Source organism: Paenibacillus glycanilyticus, from assembly GCF_051200795.1.
GTDB classification, from domain to species: Bacteria; Bacillota; Bacilli; order Paenibacillales; family Paenibacillaceae; genus Pristimantibacillus; species Pristimantibacillus glycanilyticus.
In genome coordinates, this window is the sequence record NZ_CP195155.1 from 6713217 (window position 1) to 6731328 (window position 18112).

At 53.0% G+C, this 18112-nt stretch carries 16 protein-coding genes; 2 read left to right on the forward strand and 14 right to left on the reverse strand.

Annotation, left to right across the window (positions count from 1 at the left end):
• Nucleotides 1-222: a hypothetical protein gene (locus ACR9FF_RS30355; RefSeq protein ID WP_116394526.1), complete on the forward strand. Its 222-nt coding sequence runs from the start codon at nt 1-3 to the stop codon at nt 220-222.
• On the opposite strand, the gene ACR9FF_RS30360 is transcribed toward ACR9FF_RS30355, so the two are convergent.
• From ACR9FF_RS30360 to ACR9FF_RS30425, 14 genes are all read right to left on the reverse strand, one after another.
• Entirely contained in the window at nt 191-997 is an 807-nt protein-coding gene (locus tag ACR9FF_RS30360; protein WP_116394525.1) for an MBL fold metallo-hydrolase, read from the reverse strand. The genes ACR9FF_RS30355 and ACR9FF_RS30360 overlap by 32 nt on opposite strands.
• Before the next feature lie 81 nt (nt 998-1078).
• Nucleotides 1079-1834, reverse strand: coding sequence for a two-component system regulatory protein YycI (gene yycI, locus ACR9FF_RS30365; RefSeq protein ID WP_116394524.1), 756 nt, complete (start codon nt 1832-1834; stop codon nt 1079-1081).
• A 28-nt stretch (nt 1835-1862) separates the two neighbouring features.
• The gene (locus ACR9FF_RS30370) at nt 1863-3356 is read right to left on the reverse strand and encodes a YycH family regulatory protein (protein WP_435168075.1); all 1494 of its coding nucleotides are present in this window, start codon (nt 3354-3356) and stop codon (nt 1863-1865) included.
• Entirely contained in the window at nt 3353-5200 is a 1848-nt protein-coding gene (gene walK / locus ACR9FF_RS30375; protein WP_435168078.1) for a cell wall metabolism sensor histidine kinase WalK, read from the reverse strand. Before walK ends, ACR9FF_RS30370 begins: the two co-directional genes overlap by 4 nt.
• Complete coding sequence (gene yycF, locus ACR9FF_RS30380) at nt 5197-5964, reverse strand: response regulator YycF (protein WP_116394521.1); 768 nt, start codon at nt 5962-5964, stop codon at nt 5197-5199. Before yycF ends, walK begins: the two co-directional genes overlap by 4 nt.
• Before the next feature lie 210 nt (nt 5965-6174).
• A complete protein-coding gene (locus ACR9FF_RS30385; protein WP_236013258.1) occupies nt 6175-7575 on the reverse strand; it encodes a M23 family metallopeptidase in 1401 nt (466 codons plus the stop codon).
• 296 nt (nt 7576-7871) lie between these two features.
• Nucleotides 7872-8546, reverse strand: coding sequence for a hypothetical protein (locus ACR9FF_RS30390; RefSeq protein WP_435168082.1), 675 nt, complete (start codon nt 8544-8546; stop codon nt 7872-7874).
• 128 nt (nt 8547-8674) lie between these two features.
• A complete protein-coding gene (locus ACR9FF_RS30395) occupies nt 8675-9961 on the reverse strand; it encodes an adenylosuccinate synthase (RefSeq protein WP_251653254.1) in 1287 nt (428 codons plus the stop codon).
• Nucleotides 9962-10159: 198 nt separating this feature from the next.
• A complete protein-coding gene (gene dnaB, locus ACR9FF_RS30400; protein WP_116394517.1) occupies nt 10160-11533 on the reverse strand; it encodes a replicative DNA helicase in 1374 nt (457 codons plus the stop codon).
• A gap of 189 nt (nt 11534-11722) precedes the next feature.
• Nucleotides 11723-12169, reverse strand: a complete 447-nt coding sequence (gene rplI / locus ACR9FF_RS30405) for a 50S ribosomal protein L9 (protein WP_435168086.1) — start codon at nt 12167-12169, stop codon at nt 11723-11725.
• Nucleotides 12166-14127: a DHH family phosphoesterase gene (locus ACR9FF_RS30410; RefSeq protein ID WP_127496874.1), complete on the reverse strand. Its 1962-nt coding sequence runs from the start codon at nt 14125-14127 to the stop codon at nt 12166-12168. The genes rplI and ACR9FF_RS30410 overlap by 4 nt, the downstream gene beginning before the upstream one ends.
• 20 nt (nt 14128-14147) lie before the next feature.
• Nucleotides 14148-15041: a DUF2232 domain-containing protein gene (locus ACR9FF_RS30415; protein ID WP_435168089.1), complete on the reverse strand. Its 894-nt coding sequence runs from the start codon at nt 15039-15041 to the stop codon at nt 14148-14150.
• A 146-nt stretch (nt 15042-15187) separates the two neighbouring features.
• A complete protein-coding gene (locus ACR9FF_RS30420) occupies nt 15188-17041 on the reverse strand; it encodes an amidohydrolase family protein (protein WP_435168092.1) in 1854 nt (617 codons plus the stop codon).
• A gap of 127 nt (nt 17042-17168) precedes the next feature.
• Nucleotides 17169-17597, reverse strand: coding sequence for a CBS domain-containing protein (locus ACR9FF_RS30425; protein ID WP_116394512.1), 429 nt, complete (start codon nt 17595-17597; stop codon nt 17169-17171).
• Nucleotides 17598-17719: 122 nt separating this feature from the next.
• Between ACR9FF_RS30425 and ACR9FF_RS30430 the strand changes: the two genes are divergently transcribed.
• Nucleotides 17720-18073, forward strand: coding sequence for a DUF4870 domain-containing protein (locus tag ACR9FF_RS30430; protein WP_116394511.1), 354 nt, complete (start codon nt 17720-17722; stop codon nt 18071-18073).
• Nucleotides 18074-18112: the final 39 nt, after the last annotated feature.

The window sequence follows — 18112 nt, forward strand, 5'->3', positions numbered from 1 at the left end:
ATGAAAACAAAACCATTCTCCCCATGGGAGCAAGTAGAGATTGCAGCTAAATTGGCCGATCTGAAGGATGATCATTACCGCACCGTCCTTACCCTAAGCGCTATGCTTGAGCTGCTTGTGGACAAGGGACTGATCACCCGCGAAGAGCTGACCGCTAAAGCGGACAGCCTGGACAACCAGCTGGAGTCCTTTATTTCCGCCTCACTTCATCCCATGCCGTAGGCCGGTCATGATACGTCGGGCGCAGCGGATTCTCGTTCTGCTTGAAGAAGATTCCGTTATCCTCCATAACGTTCCGAACCGTCAGCATAGCCAGATCCATCAGATTATGGTCCAGACTAAGATGGGCCAGATACACCCGCTTCGTCCGGTCCGTCAGCAGCTCGCATAATGCCTCCCCGGCGGCAACATTCGATAAATGCCCGACATCGCTTAGAATGCGGCGCTTAATGTTCCACGGGTAACGGCCCATGCGAAGCATCTCCGTATCGTGATTGGATTCAAGCACAAGCACGTCCGAATCGATAATCGCCTGCTTTACTTTGTCACTCATATAACCAAGGTCGGTCGCAAGACTCAGCTTTTCCCCGTTATCGACAAACGTATAGCCGACCGGCTCCGCCGCGTCATGCGAGATCGGGTAGGAGCAGACCTCCATCGTGCCGAACCTGAGCGACTCGCCCGTCTCCATAATGACCCGCTTCTCCGGCTCAATGGTGCCGACATGACGCTCCATTCCGCCCCAGGTTCCTTCATTCGCAAAGATCGGCAGCTCGTATTTACGGGCGAATGCGCCCAGTCCTTTAATATGGTCGGAATGCTCATGCGTAACGAACAACGCGGACAATTGATGGCCGGACACGCCTTGCTCGCGCATAAGCTCCTCTATTTTTTTCATGCTGAGGCCGGCATCCACCAGCACCATTTTATCCCCGTTGCTTACTATCGTCGCATTGCCCGTAGATCCGCTTCCCAGTACTGTAAACGTAAGTCCCATCGCTTTACTTCTATCCTTTCCCCTGCTCCCATGAACACTAAAAACATTCTATCCATCCGCCGCAACGCATCGCCCATCAAGCTACCGGACGCGGTCCAGCGGTACTTCTTCCTTCACCTGCGCAACTTCCCCGTTAATCGCATGAATGTAATACTCGTTCCCGTCCTCCAGCAGCACCCGGTAATAAGGCGCCGCCACCTGCGTCTCCGTATCAAACATCTGACCATGGTAGCCAAGCTGGATGTCGGTAATAACCGCGCCGTCCGGCAGGTTCCGCTCTATAAAAGGCGCCATGGCCTTCGAAGCCGGCAATACCGTCTGTTCCTTGGCTTCGCCCGGGCCCGTCAGATCTACCCGCACTTGGCGGAAGCCGGTTATTTTCTGATTGCTATAGTAGAGCTCCAGCTTTACGTCAAACATGGGACGGTTATCCGCCATCCGGTACAGCACGTAGACGCCGTCCCTTGTCATTGCCGGATCGAACTTATACTTGTCCAGGTCGACAATTTGGCTGCCCAGCGTCTTAACGAGATCCTTCTCGGAAAAAATAATCCGGCTGTCGACGGGCGTCGCAAGCTTTGTCTCCGGCAGACCCTCTAGGTTGCCGCTGCGCAGCATATACGTTAAATCTCGCAGCTTCGGGGTTTCGACCGGTAGATTGGCGGTCAGCTCAATCCCCTTCTGTTTCATGAAGGCGTAGGTCTCGCTCGGAAGCTCTGCTGTATTCTTGTTGGCGTTCAGCTGCTCGCCGACGTTCGACCATACCTGATAGCCGAGCAAAATATTGAGCAGCAGAAACGAAATAATAAGCACGCTTTTGGCCCTGCCCCAATCCACCTGATCTTCCGCCTCCGTTCGTTACGGCTTATTGCTTGCTTTCTTTACCCGGCTCGATTGAATTTTGCAGCGGATCGGAGACTCCGAACAGGCTGTTGCCGTCCCTCTCTGCGGTCTCATGTCCCGAAGCTTCCTTTCCGCCTTTATCCTTGCCGGTTCCTTCATCCGAATCATGGGTGGAGCTCGGGCTGTCCTTTATTTCCTGAGGAACAAAACCTGCCGGATACGCCTCGGTGAGTGCCTCCTGCGCACCGTCTTCGAGCTGAACCGCCCATATCGGAATAAACTTTAATTCATTGTTTTCAAGCGGTTCGGCTTTAAGAGCCGGGAACAGCCGGACAACCTCCGAACGGCGGTCATAATGGTCCAGCGCGCTGCGCAGCTGGGCGCCGCCCGGCAGCCATCTGGCTTCCCTCGTCTTCGACCGGCTGGCAAGCGTAATGAGAGAACGGCTGTACTCCGTTACGACTCCCTGCTGCAGCGTAAGCCGCATGCTGCCGTACTCGAAGTCTTTGGTCTCGATCACCGGGTAGTTATCGACATACTGCTGGAACTCTACGTATTTACCCGTCTTGCCCTCTAGATTTATTCCCGGGTTAACGAAACGGTGAACTCCGTCCCATCCGCCATGATCGTTAATAAATTCAATTGAAGCAAAAACATTCTCGCTAAGCGGATTTTCCTCGCTCTGCGAGGCGGCGGGGTTGGTATAAATCATCCATTTACCCTTCTGCTCGATCTGCAGTCCCCTCTTGCCGTCCGTGAAAATCTGCGAACCGCTTCGGTCGTAGAGTGCCTTCGTCGTGGCCGTATCGAAGAACAGATTCTGCTGCATGAGCTCGGAAGAGTAGGCCTCATAAGTGAAGACCATCTCTACCGATTGAATCGGCTGCTTCGGCAAATAGATGCCATCCGACGTCATCTGGTACTTCGGCTGATACTCGCCGAAGCCGACATAGTCCTGCACGTCGCGGACGGTAAGGTCAGCCTGGGTAGACTCGTATACCTTTTGCCCGTCGGCGCTGAAGAAGAAGGTCCGGACTTCCTCGGAATCGGTCGCCTTGAATATCCAGATCCGGTCGATCGTCTCACCTAGGAACAGCAAATCTCCCTGCACCTTAAGCAGCTTCTTCAAGAGCTCTACCGGAATGCCGTTCTGGAAGCGCAGCTCAACGCCGATATCGTTCTTCCTTACTTCATCCCAATTAAGCACGTTGGCCGGATTGCGCTGGAAGCCCTTGAACTCGCGGCCCTGAATCCGGTCTTTCAGAATCATATTGTAGAACGTAGATCCCGGGTACAGCACGGTATGCTCATTACCGCCGAAGTGGAGGACAATCTCCTCCGGGAAAATGACGTTTTCCGCGTTTGATTTTTTGCCAAGCGGATCGGCATTGATGTAATCCTGTCCCGTCTTCACCGTTGCGCCAAGACCCGGCATGCTGTATGCAAGGAAGTACGATTGAATCAAGCTGAGGGCGACAAGCATAACGAGCAGGAGCGTCTTCGCTTTCTCCATCATGCCGTCTCACCTTCCTCTTGCAGCGCCGGCAGCGTAAACGTAACCGTCGTGCCGTCGTTCAGCTCGGACTTCAGTGAGATCGTGCCGCCATGCGCTTTAACGATTTCCCGGGCAATGGATAAACCAAGCCCGGTGCCGCCCATGTTACGCGAGCGGGCCTTGTCCACCCGGTAAAAACGGTCGAAAATACGCGATAAATCCTTCTTCGGAATACCGATACCCGTATCCTTTACGCTAATCGCAATCGTAGCGGCGTCCTGCTTTTGGGCACTGAGCTCAATTGCTCCGCCCTCAAGCGTATATTTGATGGCGTTCGATATTAAATTATCGAGAACCTGGTCAATCTGGTCGCGGTCAAGCCATGCCGATTTGAGATCGCGGTCTACGATAATCGTTGCCAGGATCGACTTCTGGCGAAGCTGGAAGGAAAAACGATCCGTCACTTCGTCCAGCATCTCGTGAATGTTGGTCTTCCGCCGCCGCAGCGGCGCCTGATTGGAATCAAGGCGCGACAAATGCAGAAGGTCCGTAACTAATCGGATCATCCGCTCCGTCTCGTTGCGGATAACGCCAACGAACCGCTCGGACAGCTCGCGCTCATCCAGCGCCCCGTCATTCAGCGCCTCCGCGTAGCTCTTGATCGTGGTGAGCGGCGTGCGCAGCTCATGCGAGACGTTCGCGACGAATTGGCGCCGCGACTGCTCGAGCTTTTCCTGCTCCGTCACATCCTGCAGGACGGCAATCGTACCGGTAATCCCTTTGTCCCGGCGGTGAATCGGCGTAAAGGTGACGCGGAGAACCCCCTCTTCGTCATCCATCTCGGCTTCTTCTTCGCCGCGCGGCAATATGACCGTCTGCTCCCGGCCGTTCTGCAGCTCTTGGTATTTCTGCTCCGGCATGCCAAGCAGCTGTGGCAGACTGCAGCCTTCGCAGGTGCGCACGTCAAGCATCTCCTGCGAGCGGCGGTTCCAGACGATCACTTTGCCGTTCTCGTCGGCCGCGATTACGCCGTCACTCATATTCGACAGAATGGAGGCGAGCTTCTCGTTCTCCTCTTCGTTGACCGAGAGCGCCTCCTTCAGCCGAATGGTCATATCGTTAAAGGCCAAGCTTAGCCGCCCGATTTCATCGTCCCCAAGCACCGGCACCTGCAGATCAAACTTTCCGTCCGCCACGGCTGCGGCCTGACGCGTCAGTCCCTGAATCGGGCTCGTAATCGTATGGGCGAGCAGGATGCCCAGAATTCCGGTAAGACCAAGCGCGATAAGCGTGCCGGAGAAAAAGATCTGGTTCACCCGGTTCACCGTATCGTACAGGCTGTCCATGGACGCCAGCATATAGACCGCGCCAACAACCTTGTCGTTATCGTTGTACGTAACGGGAAGGGCGATAATTTTTTTGCGAATGCCGTTTTCGTCGATAATCTCTTCTTCGTTATCGGAGATGCCCGTTAACGCGCGGCTTACCGCCAGAGAAGTATTTTTCTTCCCAATGTACGATTCCGGCACCTGCAGGGAGGTCGCAACAACCCGCCCGCTGCCGTCGAGCACTTGCACCTCCGTTCCGCTTATGCTGAACAGATTGCGGACCACAAGGCTTAAATCCTCCGTGCTGCTCGTATCGGTCTCGCTATCGCTATTCGGCTTTTCGGACAGTTCCTTTGCCGCCAGCTTCGAGAGAATATCGGCCTGCTCCTTCAGATTCGTCGTGAAGTTGTCGGTCAATGACGCCTTGACCGTACTGATAAAGTACACGCCAATGAGCTGCATCGCGACAAGGATGAGCAGGAGATAAATAATGACCAGCTTAACTTGAATGGTGCGAAAAAACCTCCGCCCGCTCATGCGTAGCCGAGCCCTCCGGACTTCGGATTGCGCATCATGTAACCAAGGCCGCGGCGGGTCATAATATATTCCGGACGGCTTGGATCATCTTCAATCTTCTCGCGAAGACGGCGGATCGTGACATCCACGGTACGCACATCGCCGAAATACTCAAAGCCCCAGACCGCCTGCAGCAAATGCTCGCGCGTCATTACTTTGCCGCTGTTGCGCGCCATGTAATAGACTAGCTCATATTCGCGGTGGGTCAGGTCAAGCGGCTCGCCGTCCTTATAGACGACATACATATCGGTATCAATAAACAGGTTAAACAGTTTAAGACCCTGCTTCTCGTCCGCTGCACCTTGACCGTTATCGCCGGCGTTTGCGTTGTCGGTCGAAGAAGCCGCGGCTTCCGAGGTTTTCTGCTGCCTGCGCAAATGGGCTTTGACACGGGCCAGCAGCTCCCGCGTGCTGAACGGCTTCGTTACGTAATCATCGGCGCCAAGCTCAAGGCCCAGCACCTTATCTATTTCCGTATCCTTTGCTGTCAGCATGATGATTGGCATATGCAGACGCGTGCGCACCTCGCGGCAGACGTCCATGCCATCCTTCACCGGCAGCATCAAATCAAGTAGAATCAGGTCCGGCTGCTCTTCGAACGCGAGGCGTACCGCCTCGCCGCCGTCAAACGCGCAAATGACCTGATGCCCTTCTTTCTCCAAGTTGAATTTCAATATATCTGCAATGGGCTGTTCGTCGTCGACCACTAAAATTTTCCCGTGCATCGTTACACCCGCCTGTCGCTCGTCCTATTTTTACTCTTTTATTTTAACATAGTGCGTCGTCAAGTTCCCAATTAAAGTTCGTTCAGCCCTTTTCCAATAAAACTCATAATTCGTACTCAGAGACGTGTTTCGTTCCGACAGCTTCAGGGTAAAAAAAGGTAAAAAGAAGACTGCCCTCATGAGGACAGCCTTCTTGTGAAAGAAAATAGATTATAAGTACTTTAACGGATTTTGCAGTACGCCGTTTTTCGTAATTTCGAAATGCAGATGCACGCCGGTCGATTCGCCGGTACTGCCCATAATGCCGATACTGTCGCCTTTTTCGACAATCTGGCCTTTCTTCACGCCGATGGACTTCAGATGTCCGTACAACGTTTTGTAACCATTCTTATGATTAATGATAATGCAATTGCCATAGCCGGTCTTCTGGCCAACAAACTCAACAACACCGTTATCCGGTGCCATGATGGTCTTGCCGCCCGTCATGTCGATGCCTTTATGCATCCGTCCCCAGCGCTGACCATACTTGCTCGACAGCGACCAGCCGGATACAGGAGATGCAAAATGGCCTGTACCTTCGCCAAGAATAACCTTGGTTCCCCGGATGATAACCTCGGCTACCGGCTTCACGACAACCTGGCTATCTACGAGCTCTTCCGTCATAACCTTACCGTTCTGCTTCACAACCCGGTATGTAAGAGTCTTCTTGCCGCTCTTGCCTTCCGTCAGCACCTTCGACTCGCCAAGCTTCATGGAGTCGCTCTTGCGGATCTCGACGGGAGCATCGTAAGTAATCGTTTCGGATTGGCGTTCTTCCGTCTTTACCGTCAACTCCGGCTGCAGCACGGTCAGATCCAGGACATCGCCTTCCTTGATCATATCCTGCTCAATCCAGCCGTTGTTATCGTAAATCACTTGTTCGGAAATATTGAACTTATCGGCAATGCATCCGATGCAATCGCCTTTTTGTACCGTATACTTCGTTGGTTTGACGCTGCCCTTCACAAGCTTCAGGTACAGCTCATTAGCGTCCATAATCTTGTTTGGATCCACTTCTACTTCGTCCGTCTTAACCTCTTCAACGAATTTAACGCCCGTCAGCTTTTTACCGCTGGACGATTCTGTCTTTTTCTTCTCAGCTTCCGTCTTGGAGTAAGACAAAGTCTTCACTTCGTTCTGCTTCTTCGCTGCCGCAAGCTGCGGAGCGTATTTGCTCTGCACGCGGTTCAGAATGGCATCCGCGGTTTCCTGATCCTTCACCACACCGGCTACCTTGCCGTCGATAACCAGTTCCACGCCTTCCGCATGCGAGGTCAGCAGACCTTTCAGCTTGCTTAACGTTTCTTCGGTCTCAGGGTCCGCTTTAAAGCCGCTTTCCCCGCTGTACGTAATCTCCCCGGTGTCGAGCACCATGCTGAGCTCCGGATTCGCTTTCTTTACTTCTTCGGTCTGCTGCTGAATTAACTGTTCAACCTCTGCGGGATCGCTGATGGAGCCCACGATATTGCCGTCTTTATATACGTTGTAATAATCGACTGTGTTCGCTTGTACGTATCCGGTACCACCGATACCGGCTGCTGCTAGGACTACCAGCACTCCTGCTGTAAGCATGACAGGTTTTCTCTTCCACATTGGAGTATGTGGTCTCTCTCCTGCCGAAGGAGGCTGCTTCTTGCCTTTCGAGTCTTGCAGATCACTAGGCCGAAAGTACTGGTTTACAAGATTCCAAGTCTTCCGGAAACGATCCTTGGGGCTGAAAACGGTCATGATGGTCTCCTTTTCGCACTTTTCCTGCAATAAAATACGGAATCCGACATAAAAAAAGACGAATGTCCTGTCGGATCACTCGCCTAATACTTTAACATATGGTTAATAAACGCGGCAACCATTCTTGTCAAGAGTCGAAATTAATATTTTTTCAGAATTGCCATCATTTGTTCATACTGGTCTCGGTCCAGATACTGTGCCATCAGCTGCTGGATCTGCGTAAGCTCCTCATCCGTAAGCCCGTTTTCCATGTAGCCGGAGATCGTCTGCATCGCTTCCTGCGGCAGCTTGCTCATGAGCAAACCGAATAATTGATCCTTATCGGCTTCGCTCATCTGGCTCTTCATATTGTTCATGTCCTCGGTTGTAATCGCCGTTTCCGTTCCGTCGATCGACGGTGCTTCATCATCGTCCGTCTGGCTGCTGCCCTCCGTCTGACCCGTGCTTGTACCCGCTTCCTCCGATTGACCGGCTGTACCGCTCTCCGCCTTCGAGCCTCCGCCAATGCCGATATCCGTAAGCGGCGCTGTGGATGGCTGGTCGGCAAACGCATCTACGGCAACCTTATCCCCGTCTGCCCCTTCCGTGCCCGTCTTCTCGTTATCCTCCGTCTGGACCGGCTCCTCGGCGCCCCACAGCTTGCCCCATACTCCGGACATCGCCATCGGCTGTACCTCCAGCGGCATATTATACTGCTTCAGCAGCGTCTCTACATAACTACTAACGATATAACCGGTTGTCCATATCGAGAGAAAGCTGACAATGAGACCCGCCGCTACGATTTTTGCGATCCATACGGCTGCTTTTAACCACATTTACGCTCATCCCTTTCCTTCTGCTATCTACCATTATGGTCAAAGAATAGGGAGAGCAAACTATGAAAACGACAAAAAAGGATAGCCCCGGCATCTCTGCCGCGGACTATCCTCTGTAAGTTTAGATTCTATTCGTAGATTGCGCGAACTGGATTTGTCTGCTCGCGGTTGCGTCCTACCGAGAAGATTGCAATTGGAATACCAGTCAGCTCGGATACGCGGTTCAGGTAGTTCAGCGTGTTCACCGGAAGATCTTCCAGCTTCTTCGCTCCCGTAATATCTTCGCTCCAGCCCGGCATTTCTTCATATACCGCTTCGCATTCCGCCAGCATCTTGAGGCTTGCAGGGTAATGCTCGATCACTTCGCCGCGGTATTTGTAAGCTGTACAGATCTTAACGGTCTCAAGGCCGCTCAGTACGTCAAGCGAGTTAAGGGACAGGCCCGTAATGCCGCTGACGCGGCGAGCATGGCGGACAACAACGCTGTCGAACCAGCCTACACGGCGTGGACGGCCGGTTACTGTGCCATATTCATGGCCTTTGTCACGGATCAGGTCGCCGATCTCGTTAATTTGCTCTGTCGGGAACGGGCCGTCGCCTACGCGGGTTGTGTATGCTTTTGCTACACCGATAACCTGCTGGATTTTCGACGGACCTACGCCGGAACCGATACATACGCCGCCAGCCGATGGGTTCGAGGAAGTAACGAATGGATAAGTACCTTGGTCAATATCAAGCATTACGCCTTGAGCGCCTTCGAACAGGACCTTCTTGTTCGCGTCGATCGCGTCGTTCAGAACAACCGAAGTATCCGTAACGTACGGACGAAGCGTCTCCGCGTAGCCTAAGTATTCGGCAATAATCGCTTCGGCATCAAGCGGCTCGCCGCCGTATACCTGCTGAATCACTTGGTTCTTCTCTACCACAAGGCGGCGCGTTTTCTCCGTGAACTCTTCTGCATCCAGAAGATCCGCGATGCGGATGCCGTTACGGGCAGCTTTGTCCATGTAGCAAGGGCCGATGCCTTTGCGAGTTGTACCGATTTTGTTATCGCCTTTACGATCCTCTTCCAGACCATCAAGCACGAGATGGTAAGGCATGATGACATGGGCGCGGTCACTGATTTTCAGATTGTCGCTAGAGAACCCGTTGTCATGAATATAGTTAATTTCGTCGATCAGCGCTTGCGGGTTAATAACCATCCCGTTGCCAATGACGCAAGTTTTATTTTGATTAAAAATACCCGATGGAATCATCGTCAATTTGTACTTTTTGTTGTCAATGAGAATAGTGTGTCCGGCATTGTTACCACCTTGATAGCGAGCGACGACGTCGGCTCCGTCCGCCAAGTAATCGGTAATTTTGCCTTTCCCTTCGTCTCCCCACTGCGTACCGACAACAACAACCGTAGACATAAACATACCCCCGTCCGGTGATTTTGCACACCGAAAATTACCGTCTTAGCATTAACCGGATCGGCGCTTCTTACTCAGAAATGCTCCTAATCGCGTAAAGACAGCAATAACAGTGTATCAGCCTCGTATGGAGAAGTCAAACAAAAAACGAACAATTGCACAGTCGCCCATACAATTGTTCGGATATTATACATAACCTTATGATGCCTGCGACGGGTCCTCGTGGGTCCTGTCTAAGCTTACGAATTTATTGAATTGCTTGAGGAAGACCAACTCGACCGTACCGACGGGGCCGTTACGCTGTTTGGCAAGAATGATCTCGATGATGTTCTTCTTCTCGGATTCCTTGTCGTAGTAATCGTCGCGGTACAGGAAGCCTACGATGTCGGCATCCTGCTCGATTGAACCCGATTCCCGAAGGTCGGACATCATCGGACGCTTGTCCTGACGCTGCTCGACGCCACGGCTGAGCTGCGACAGGGCAATGACCGGCACTTCCAGCTCACGGGCGATCTGTTTCAGAGTACGCGAAATCTCGGATACTTCCTGCTGGCGGTTCTCGCCCGCTTTGCCGCGGCCTTGAATGAGCTGCAAGTAATCAATAAGAATCATGCCAAGACCTTTTTCCTTTTTCAGGCGGCGGCATTTCGCGCGAATATCGGCTACCGTAATGCCTGGCGTATCATCTATAAATACATTGGCTTCCGACAAGGCGCCAATCGCCATCGTCAGCTTCTCCCAATCGTCGCCCTCGAGCTGACCGGTACGCATCCGGGTCGCATCTACGTTCGACTCGGCGCAGACCATACGCTGAACGAGCTGCGCCGCGGACATCTCGAGCGAGAAGATGGCGACGGTCTCGCGGGCGCGGACGCCTACGTTCTGGGCTATGTTCAGGGCGAACGCCGTTTTGCCTACGGAAGGACGGGCCGCAATAATGATCAAGTCACTGCGCTGGAAGCCGGCCGTCATTTTGTCCAAGTCGACGAATCCGGAAGGAATGCCCGTTGTTCCTGCACCCTTCTGATTGTAGAGCGTCTCGACCTTCTCGAATACTTCCATCAGAACGTCGCGAATGGAAATAAAGCCGCTGCTTGAACGGCGGTTCGAGATCTCCAGAATCTTACGCTCCGCATCGCTTAGAAGAATACCGACTTCATCCGTGCTTGCGTAACCGTCCGACACGATATTGGTGGCTGTCCGAATTAACCGGCGAAGCATCGACTTCTCTTCCACGATCTGCGCGTAGTAATCGACGTTTGCCGCCGTTGGCACGGCGCTTGCCAGCTTGGCCAAATACGAGACGCCGCCAATCTCTTCGATCAGCTGCCTGTCCTGCAGATAAGCGGTCAGCGTGATCAGATCGACCGGCTGTCCGCTCTCCCCAAGCTCAACCATCGCTTCGTATATATGTTGATGGGGAACGCTATAAAAGTCTTCGCTGCGCAGCCGCTCCATCGCGGTGATCAGCGCCTCCGACTGAAGCAGGATCGCGCCGATTACGGCTTGCTCCGCCTCCAGGTTTTGCGGCGGCACCCGATCAAACATCAGCTCCGTACTACTCATGCTCATGCTTTAGGCTCCCTTCCAATGAATGCTGAATGGCTTCCGATTCCGTTCATGCTACAACGAACAGTGTAGCAGTTGCAGGCCGCCGAAAGCTATGGAAAGTTCCAGCATCGGCCTGTCCGATTGGACAACAATGGCGATGCTCTCACATCGCCATTGTCGTCTTGCTTCTATTACGCTTAATAAGGGCTCTTATTCTTCGGTAACATGAACGTTAAGCTTCGATTTAACTTCCACATGCAGCTTCACCTGTACTTGCGTCACGCCAAGGGTGCGGATCGCGTCTTCCAGCTCGATTTTGCGTTTGTCAATTTTAACGCCCGCCTGAGCAGCCAGTGCCTCGGCAATTTGCTTGCTTGTGATGGCACCGAACAACCGGCCGCCTTCGCCCGCTTTGGCCTTGATAACAACCTTCAGCTCTTCCAGCTTCTTGCCGAGCTCAACCGCATCCGCTTTTTCCTTCGCTTTGCGTTTCTCTTCCGAAGCATTCTGCACTTCCAGCGTCTTCAGGTTGCCGTCGGACGCCAGCTTCGCCAGTCCTTGCGGCAGCAGGAAGTTGCGTACGTAGCCTTCCGACAGCTCCTTCACATCGCCTTTTTTACCTTGACCTTTAACGTCTTTCAAGAAAATTACTTTCATTCGAATAACCCCTCTTCCGCTTCAATTTGTGCGAGTACGGTCTTGAGCTTGGCAGCCACTTCCTGCACGGTGCCCTCTAGTTGAGCCGCCGCGTTCGTAAGGTGGCCGCCGCCGCCCATCCGTTCCATCACGACTTGTACATTCATATGCCCGAGCGAGCGGGCGCTTATGCCGATAAGTCCATCCGGCCTTTCCCCAATAACAAACGAGGCATAGATATCCGTCATGTTAAGCAGCGTATCCGCCGATTGCGCAATGAGCAGCTGAGCCACCTTTCGGCCCGGCTCCGTTACCGCAATCGCCACATGATCGTAGTACACCTCGGCATGCTTGATAATCTCGGCCTTGCGTACATACTCCTCAAGATCCTCCTTCAGCATCCGCTGAATCATCGTCGAGTCCGCACCGTTGCGACGCAGGAACGATGCTGCGTCAAACGTGCGGGCACCCGTCCGGAGAGAGAAGTTCTTCGTATCGACCGTAATGCCTGCCAGAAGCGCGGTTGCCTCGCGTACATCCAGCAGTACCCGGTCGTGAATATATTGCAGCAGCTCGGTGACTAGCTCGCAGGTTGAGGAGGCGTAAGGCTCCATATAGACCAGAATCGCGTTCGAGATAAATTCCTCGCCACGGCGGTGGTGGTCAACCACTACGATTTTATTCGTCTGCGCCAGGATCCGCGGCTCTTTCACCATCGACGCTTTATGCGTATCAACCACAACGGCCAGCGTTCGGCTGTCCGTTATGCCTAACGCCTGCTCCGGCGTAATGAACCGCTTCGTGAACTTCTCGTCCTCGCGCAGCATTTCCATCATCTTCTGAATGGCCGGGTTGATGCCCTCAAGCACGATATAGGCTTCCTTGCCAAACATCAGAGCCGCTTTCAAAATACCGATAGCCGCGCCTATCGCATCCATATCCGGCATTTTATGACCCATGATGACGACGTTGCCGCTCTCCTTGATCAAATCGCGAAGCGCGTGCGCAACGACGCGGGCGCGGACCCGCGTACGCTTCTCCACCGCATTGGTCTTGCCGCCGTAGAACGACTGGCGCCCGCCAACCTTCACCGACGCCTGGTCGCCGCCGCGTCCAAGCGCAATGTCCAGACTGGACTGCGCCCATTGGCCAAGCTCGACAATGCTTTCCGCTCCGGCTGCGAAGCCGATACTGAGCGTAATCGGGATTTTCTGATCGGCGGTCATCTCCCGCACTTCATCCAGAATGACAAACCGCGACTGCTCCAGCTGTCTCAGCGTCTTCTGATCGGTAATCAGAAGAAACCTGTCCGAGGTTACCCGCTTCAAGTACAGCTGATACCGCTGCGCCCATTCGGTAATTTCGGTCGTCACCTTCGACTGGAGCGAGCTGCGCTGATGGTCGTCCATCCCTTGCGTTACTTCCTCCAGGCTGTCGATCATAACGACGCCCATTGCGAGCTTCTCTTCATCGTAGCGCTTGCTGAGCTGCCAGAGGAGCGTAATGTCCTGTACGTACAAAATCCGCTCCTTTTGCTTGAAGAGCAGCTGGTAGACATGCCCGTCAACCGTCGCTTCAACGGTTCCTTCTTTGTCCTTAACCTGCTGCAGAGCCGGGAACAACTCCGTGAGCGGCATCCCGATCACCGATTCCTCGCCCGCAATTTGCGCAATGTATGGATTATGCCATTCTACCGTACGGTCTTCGTTATACAAAATAACGCCAAACGGAAGCTCGCCGATGACGTCATTGCCGACCTTTTTCACCCGGTAGGATAACGTCCCGAGATAAGACTTCAAATCCTTGCGGAAAGCCCGCTCCGCAAGAACCGTATAAACAGCTGCGGCTATAGTGAGAAGAAGCGCGATAAGCCCAAGCACCCACCAAAACCAAGTGAGCACGACGGTCATAAGAACCATTAATGCGATAGACCAGACCTGATGCATGCCATGCCATCGCGTGACAAGAAACTTCGGCATTTCCTATTCGCTCCTATTGCTTATGATGATTTCGAAAACGACTTACGGATCGGAAAAGCGGCATCAAGTACGCCAATCAAGCTTAGCGGCGGGAAGATAAGAAGCGGAATTGCGATAATAACAGGGACCGCCTTATTCCATCTCCGCTGATGCGCGATGTAGAAGAAGAATCCGATCGCTTGAATCGTGAACGCATACCGCATAAGCGGCACCACATTCATAAGCGCTACGGAATAGAAGGAACTGCTGGTGCTGTCCGCAAACATCTGCAGGATATAGACGACCAGGTAGTAAAAGACCATAATGCGCGGAAGCATCCAGTCTTTTGCCTTAGGCATGGTAGGAATATCCTCGATGGATGTTGCCAGCGCCTTGCGTGCGAAATATTGCGTTATGACCGCATACACGAAGGAAATCAGAATGATCGCCTGCGGAATCGATTGGATCATAATCTTGATGATGGATTCCGTATAGTCGCTGTTCCACTCCTTCGGAAGCACATGCTCCGAGTCGAGGTCAGCCACCAAGCTGCGGACAAACTCACCGATCTGATCAATAAACGATTGTTTCAGAACCCCTTCGAAAATAAGCAGCTCCGCCAGCAGACAGAATAGAATCGTCAGCGTCGTCCGCCTTAATATTAACGGTGCTGACGCCTTCTTCCGGTACATCTGCCCCATCACCATAGCGGGGATCAAGAAGAATAACGCGATAATAAGAACCGACGGCCCAAGAATAACGGCCGCGATGATCCATACCGGTACAAGATGCAGTAAAAAGGACCTGGTCGACAGCGTCGTATACAAAATGACGTAAGGCACCATTAGCAGCATAATGGTCAGCATATTAAACACGGGTACTGCCAATGACAAAATTAGAAGCAGAGACGCACCGCTCCATAGAACTGCTTTCATACCGGGCTTACCTTTCAAGCCGTTCACCTCTTGCGCACATAATCAGTAAACAAACATTCAAACTCCATTATATCATAAAAGCAAAATAGATCACGCACATCCTTTAGCGCTTGCCGCCCGTCTGTTGCGATCAAGCGCCGGCGGGCTCAACTTGCCTTCCATGACGCAGCGCCCGCCGCGGTTACTTCAAGCCCCAGCTTGTCCAGCAAGGATAATGGCATAAACGTCCGGGTTCCGATCGAGATCAAATTCGCCTTTACGTCTCCTGCCTCCAGCCGATATCCCCGCTCCAGCATGAGCATTCCTTCCGAGGGAGCAAGCTCGGCGCCGCTAATCACGGGAGGCGCCTGACTATTGCTACGCTTGGCTATAACTTTATGGGCCGCTTTATCCCATACCAGCCTGTAGCCCTGCTGCTCAAGCGAACGGACATCCACGTACGGCATGCCTTTATAATCGATCACGGCATATTGAAGTGCTCCCCAGCTCAGCAAGCCTGCTCTGCTCTTCACCCTGACGAACTCGCTGCGAACAGGCTGACCGGCCTGGATATCCTTATTCAGCTTGCCGTTATCGAGAACGAGACGGCCTCCAACAAGCACATAACGGATTCCAGCGGATAGTTGCTCCGGATGCTCAACCGTTGAGCGGTCTTTAATCGTCTTGTAATCGAAGATGACGATATCCGCATCCATTCCTTTGGCTAGCCTGCCTTTCTTGCGCAGCGCAGGGGCTTGCTTTTCCAGCCTCTGAGCTGGCATAAGACTCATCTTCGCGAGAGCATCCATTAGAGAAAGGGTATGCTTCTCCCGGACATACCTTCCGATCGTTCTGGCGAATGTTCCGGAAGCACGCGGATGATTATTGTGGCCGGGCTCCAGGATCGCGTCGCTCCCAATCATCACGTAAGGCGCCTTGAGCGCCTTTACGACATCCTGTTCGGGGATAGCGTAGGCTACCGCCAGTTTGCCTTCCGCGCGGTACCGGCCGAACGTCTCCTCGGTCAGGCGGTGATTGGTTCCCGCAATCTGCAAGTCACGGAACGTAATCCGGAATCTCGATTGCCAGCCCTCATCGAACCTTGTCGAGTTCAGGAAGGTCCCCCAATAATCGTAGGGATAGACGCAGGCGGTAATATCGAGTCCTTGTTTGCGGACAGCCTCCAGAAGGGAGAGCGACCTTTTCATCGAGAAAGTGCCCCCCGTGCTGTTGATATGATCAATATGGACGGCTGCCCCCGTTCTCCGGGCATAACCGATCAGCTCGTTAAGGGCATCCATATTGGTGCCCGGCTCCTCCATATCGGAATAACGGGCATGGAAGTAAACAGGCACGTTGTAATCATAGGCAAGCTGCATCATCGGCACAATCTCGGCTGCCGTTATACCCGGCACGTATTCAAGGCTGAAGGAAATGCCGAGCGCTCCGTTATTGAGTGCCTGCTCCGCCTGCTTGACCATCTCCGCGATCTGTTCCGGCCGGGCGCTGTCATAACGGCTGAGCCCGTATCGGTTGCGGGCTTCCGTGTAGAAGAACGAGGCTCCGAAATGAACCGGCGTCGTGCTTTTTGCATAATAGTTATACCACTCTTTAGGCGTGGAGGTTCCACCGTGCATGGCAATATTGGTCGTGACCCCGTCTGCGATCTTGTTCCAGACCCCCAGCGGGTTCGGATTGTAGGACAGGTTGTCGATAAATCCCGGCGCCACGATAAGACCGGCTGCATTTATGACATGCTTACCCTTTAAAGGCTTAGATGTAACAATTGCAATACGGCTGCCGTTTACGCCGACATTCCAGCCCTTCTTATCCAGCCCGGTTTCGGGATTCATAACTCTGCCGCCGGCAATAACCGTATCGTAGACCGTCTCCGATGCTGCCGCTCCGGATGCCCTGCCGCTGCTCAACATTCCCGTTCCCCCTATAACCAACGCAATTAATAAAACAAAAAGACGGTACCGTTTGCGGCCTCCGTCTTTTTGGTGCTCATTCCTATTCATGAAGCCCCTCCTGAAGTCATGCTCGCTTGGCCTATTTTCTCCTACCCTATCTGAAAATATAGCTGCGCAAGCCATGCTTTTTGGAGATGCTGAATGCTCTTCGTTCATAATGGCCAATTGAAACCGGTCAGGCCTCCATCGCAACCGACGGCGAACCCGGAATAAAGGACTGGCAGTAATCGATGATTTCGCTTCTGCGGACGATGCCAATGAAATGGCCGCGGTCGTCCACTACGGGGACAAAGTTCTGAACCTTCGCAAGGGCAATCAAATCCTTCATATCCGCATCAATCCGAACCGAGCGGTTCATCATGCGGAGCGGCACATCCTGCAGCTTCACCTTATTGGCGTTCTCAAAGCTTATGCCCGGCGTGTTCTTCATGTACCAGAGAAGGTCGCCTTCCGTTACCGTCCCCGCATAGCCGCCTTCCTCATTAATAATCGGGACCGCAGAGTAGCGGTGATGCTCCATCTTCTCGAGGGTTTGCCTGAGCGTTGCATCTTGCGTTACCGTAATAACCTCCTGCTTGGGCAGCAGGAAAAACGCAATATTCATCCGTCATTCAACTCCAATCTTTCCTAGTGGCTTCACTATAACATACGTAATGACATATAACTTTTCGGACATGAATACAATCTTCTCGAGAGAGTCGATTATAGAAAGGATGAGATCCGTTCATGTCCAGCGCTTCCTTCGAGCCTGATCGTTCCTCAACAGGTATAGACCCCAAAGTGGCAGGACTGCTTGCTTATTTCCTGGGCTTTATCACCGGTATTATATTCCTGGTCGTGGAGAAACAGAGCCGGTTCGTAAAATTTCATGCCCTTCAGTCTATCGCGATTTCCGTTGTATTCATTGTACTCAATATCGTGCTTGGTTTCATTCCCGTTATCGGCTGGCTTCTTGGTCTGGTTCTGACACCTCTTGGCTTTATTCTATGGATAGCCCTGATGCTGCTTGCCCTGCAGGGCAAGCGCTTCAAGCTGCCGTACATCGGCGACTGGGCGGAACAGCAATCACATAAATTCTGATTAGCTGAGGCAGTACGGGAGCGCAAGGCTTTCGTTGCT

Coding starts and splice junctions, on each gene's coding strand:
- ACR9FF_RS30430 (WP_116394511.1), top strand. CDS start 17,720: ATGTCCAGCGCTTCCTTCGAGCCTGATCGTTCCTCAACAGGTATAGAC.
- ACR9FF_RS30415 (WP_435168089.1), bottom strand. CDS start 15,041: ATGAAAGCAGTTCTATGGAGCGGTGCGTCTCTGCTTCTAATTTTGTCA.
- ACR9FF_RS30370 (WP_435168075.1), bottom strand. CDS start 3,356: ATGATGGAGAAAGCGAAGACGCTCCTGCTCGTTATGCTTGTCGCCCTC.
- ACR9FF_RS30425 (WP_116394512.1), bottom strand. CDS start 17,597: ATGAATATTGCGTTTTTCCTGCTGCCCAAGCAGGAGGTTATTACGGTA.
- ACR9FF_RS30355 (WP_116394526.1), top strand. CDS start 1: ATGAAAACAAAACCATTCTCCCCATGGGAGCAAGTAGAGATTGCAGCT.
- dnaB (WP_116394517.1), bottom strand. CDS start 11,533: ATGAGCATGAGTAGTACGGAGCTGATGTTTGATCGGGTGCCGCCGCAA.
- ACR9FF_RS30410 (WP_127496874.1), bottom strand. CDS start 14,127: ATGCCGAAGTTTCTTGTCACGCGATGGCATGGCATGCATCAGGTCTGG.
- ACR9FF_RS30395 (WP_251653254.1), bottom strand. CDS start 9,961: ATGTCTACGGTTGTTGTTGTCGGTACGCAGTGGGGAGACGAAGGGAAA.
- rplI (WP_435168086.1), bottom strand. CDS start 12,169: ATGAAAGTAATTTTCTTGAAAGACGTTAAAGGTCAAGGTAAAAAAGGC.
- ACR9FF_RS30385 (WP_236013258.1), bottom strand. CDS start 7,575: ATGCTTACAGCAGGAGTGCTGGTAGTCCTAGCAGCAGCCGGTATCGGT.
- ACR9FF_RS30390 (WP_435168082.1), bottom strand. CDS start 8,546: ATGTGGTTAAAAGCAGCCGTATGGATCGCAAAAATCGTAGCGGCGGGT.
- ACR9FF_RS30420 (WP_435168092.1), bottom strand. CDS start 17,041: ATGAATAGGAATGAGCACCAAAAAGACGGAGGCCGCAAACGGTACCGT.
- ACR9FF_RS30360 (WP_116394525.1), bottom strand. CDS start 997: ATGGGACTTACGTTTACAGTACTGGGAAGCGGATCTACGGGCAATGCG.
- yycF (WP_116394521.1), bottom strand. CDS start 5,964: ATGCACGGGAAAATTTTAGTGGTCGACGACGAACAGCCCATTGCAGAT.
- walK (WP_435168078.1), bottom strand. CDS start 5,200: ATGAGCGGGCGGAGGTTTTTTCGCACCATTCAAGTTAAGCTGGTCATT.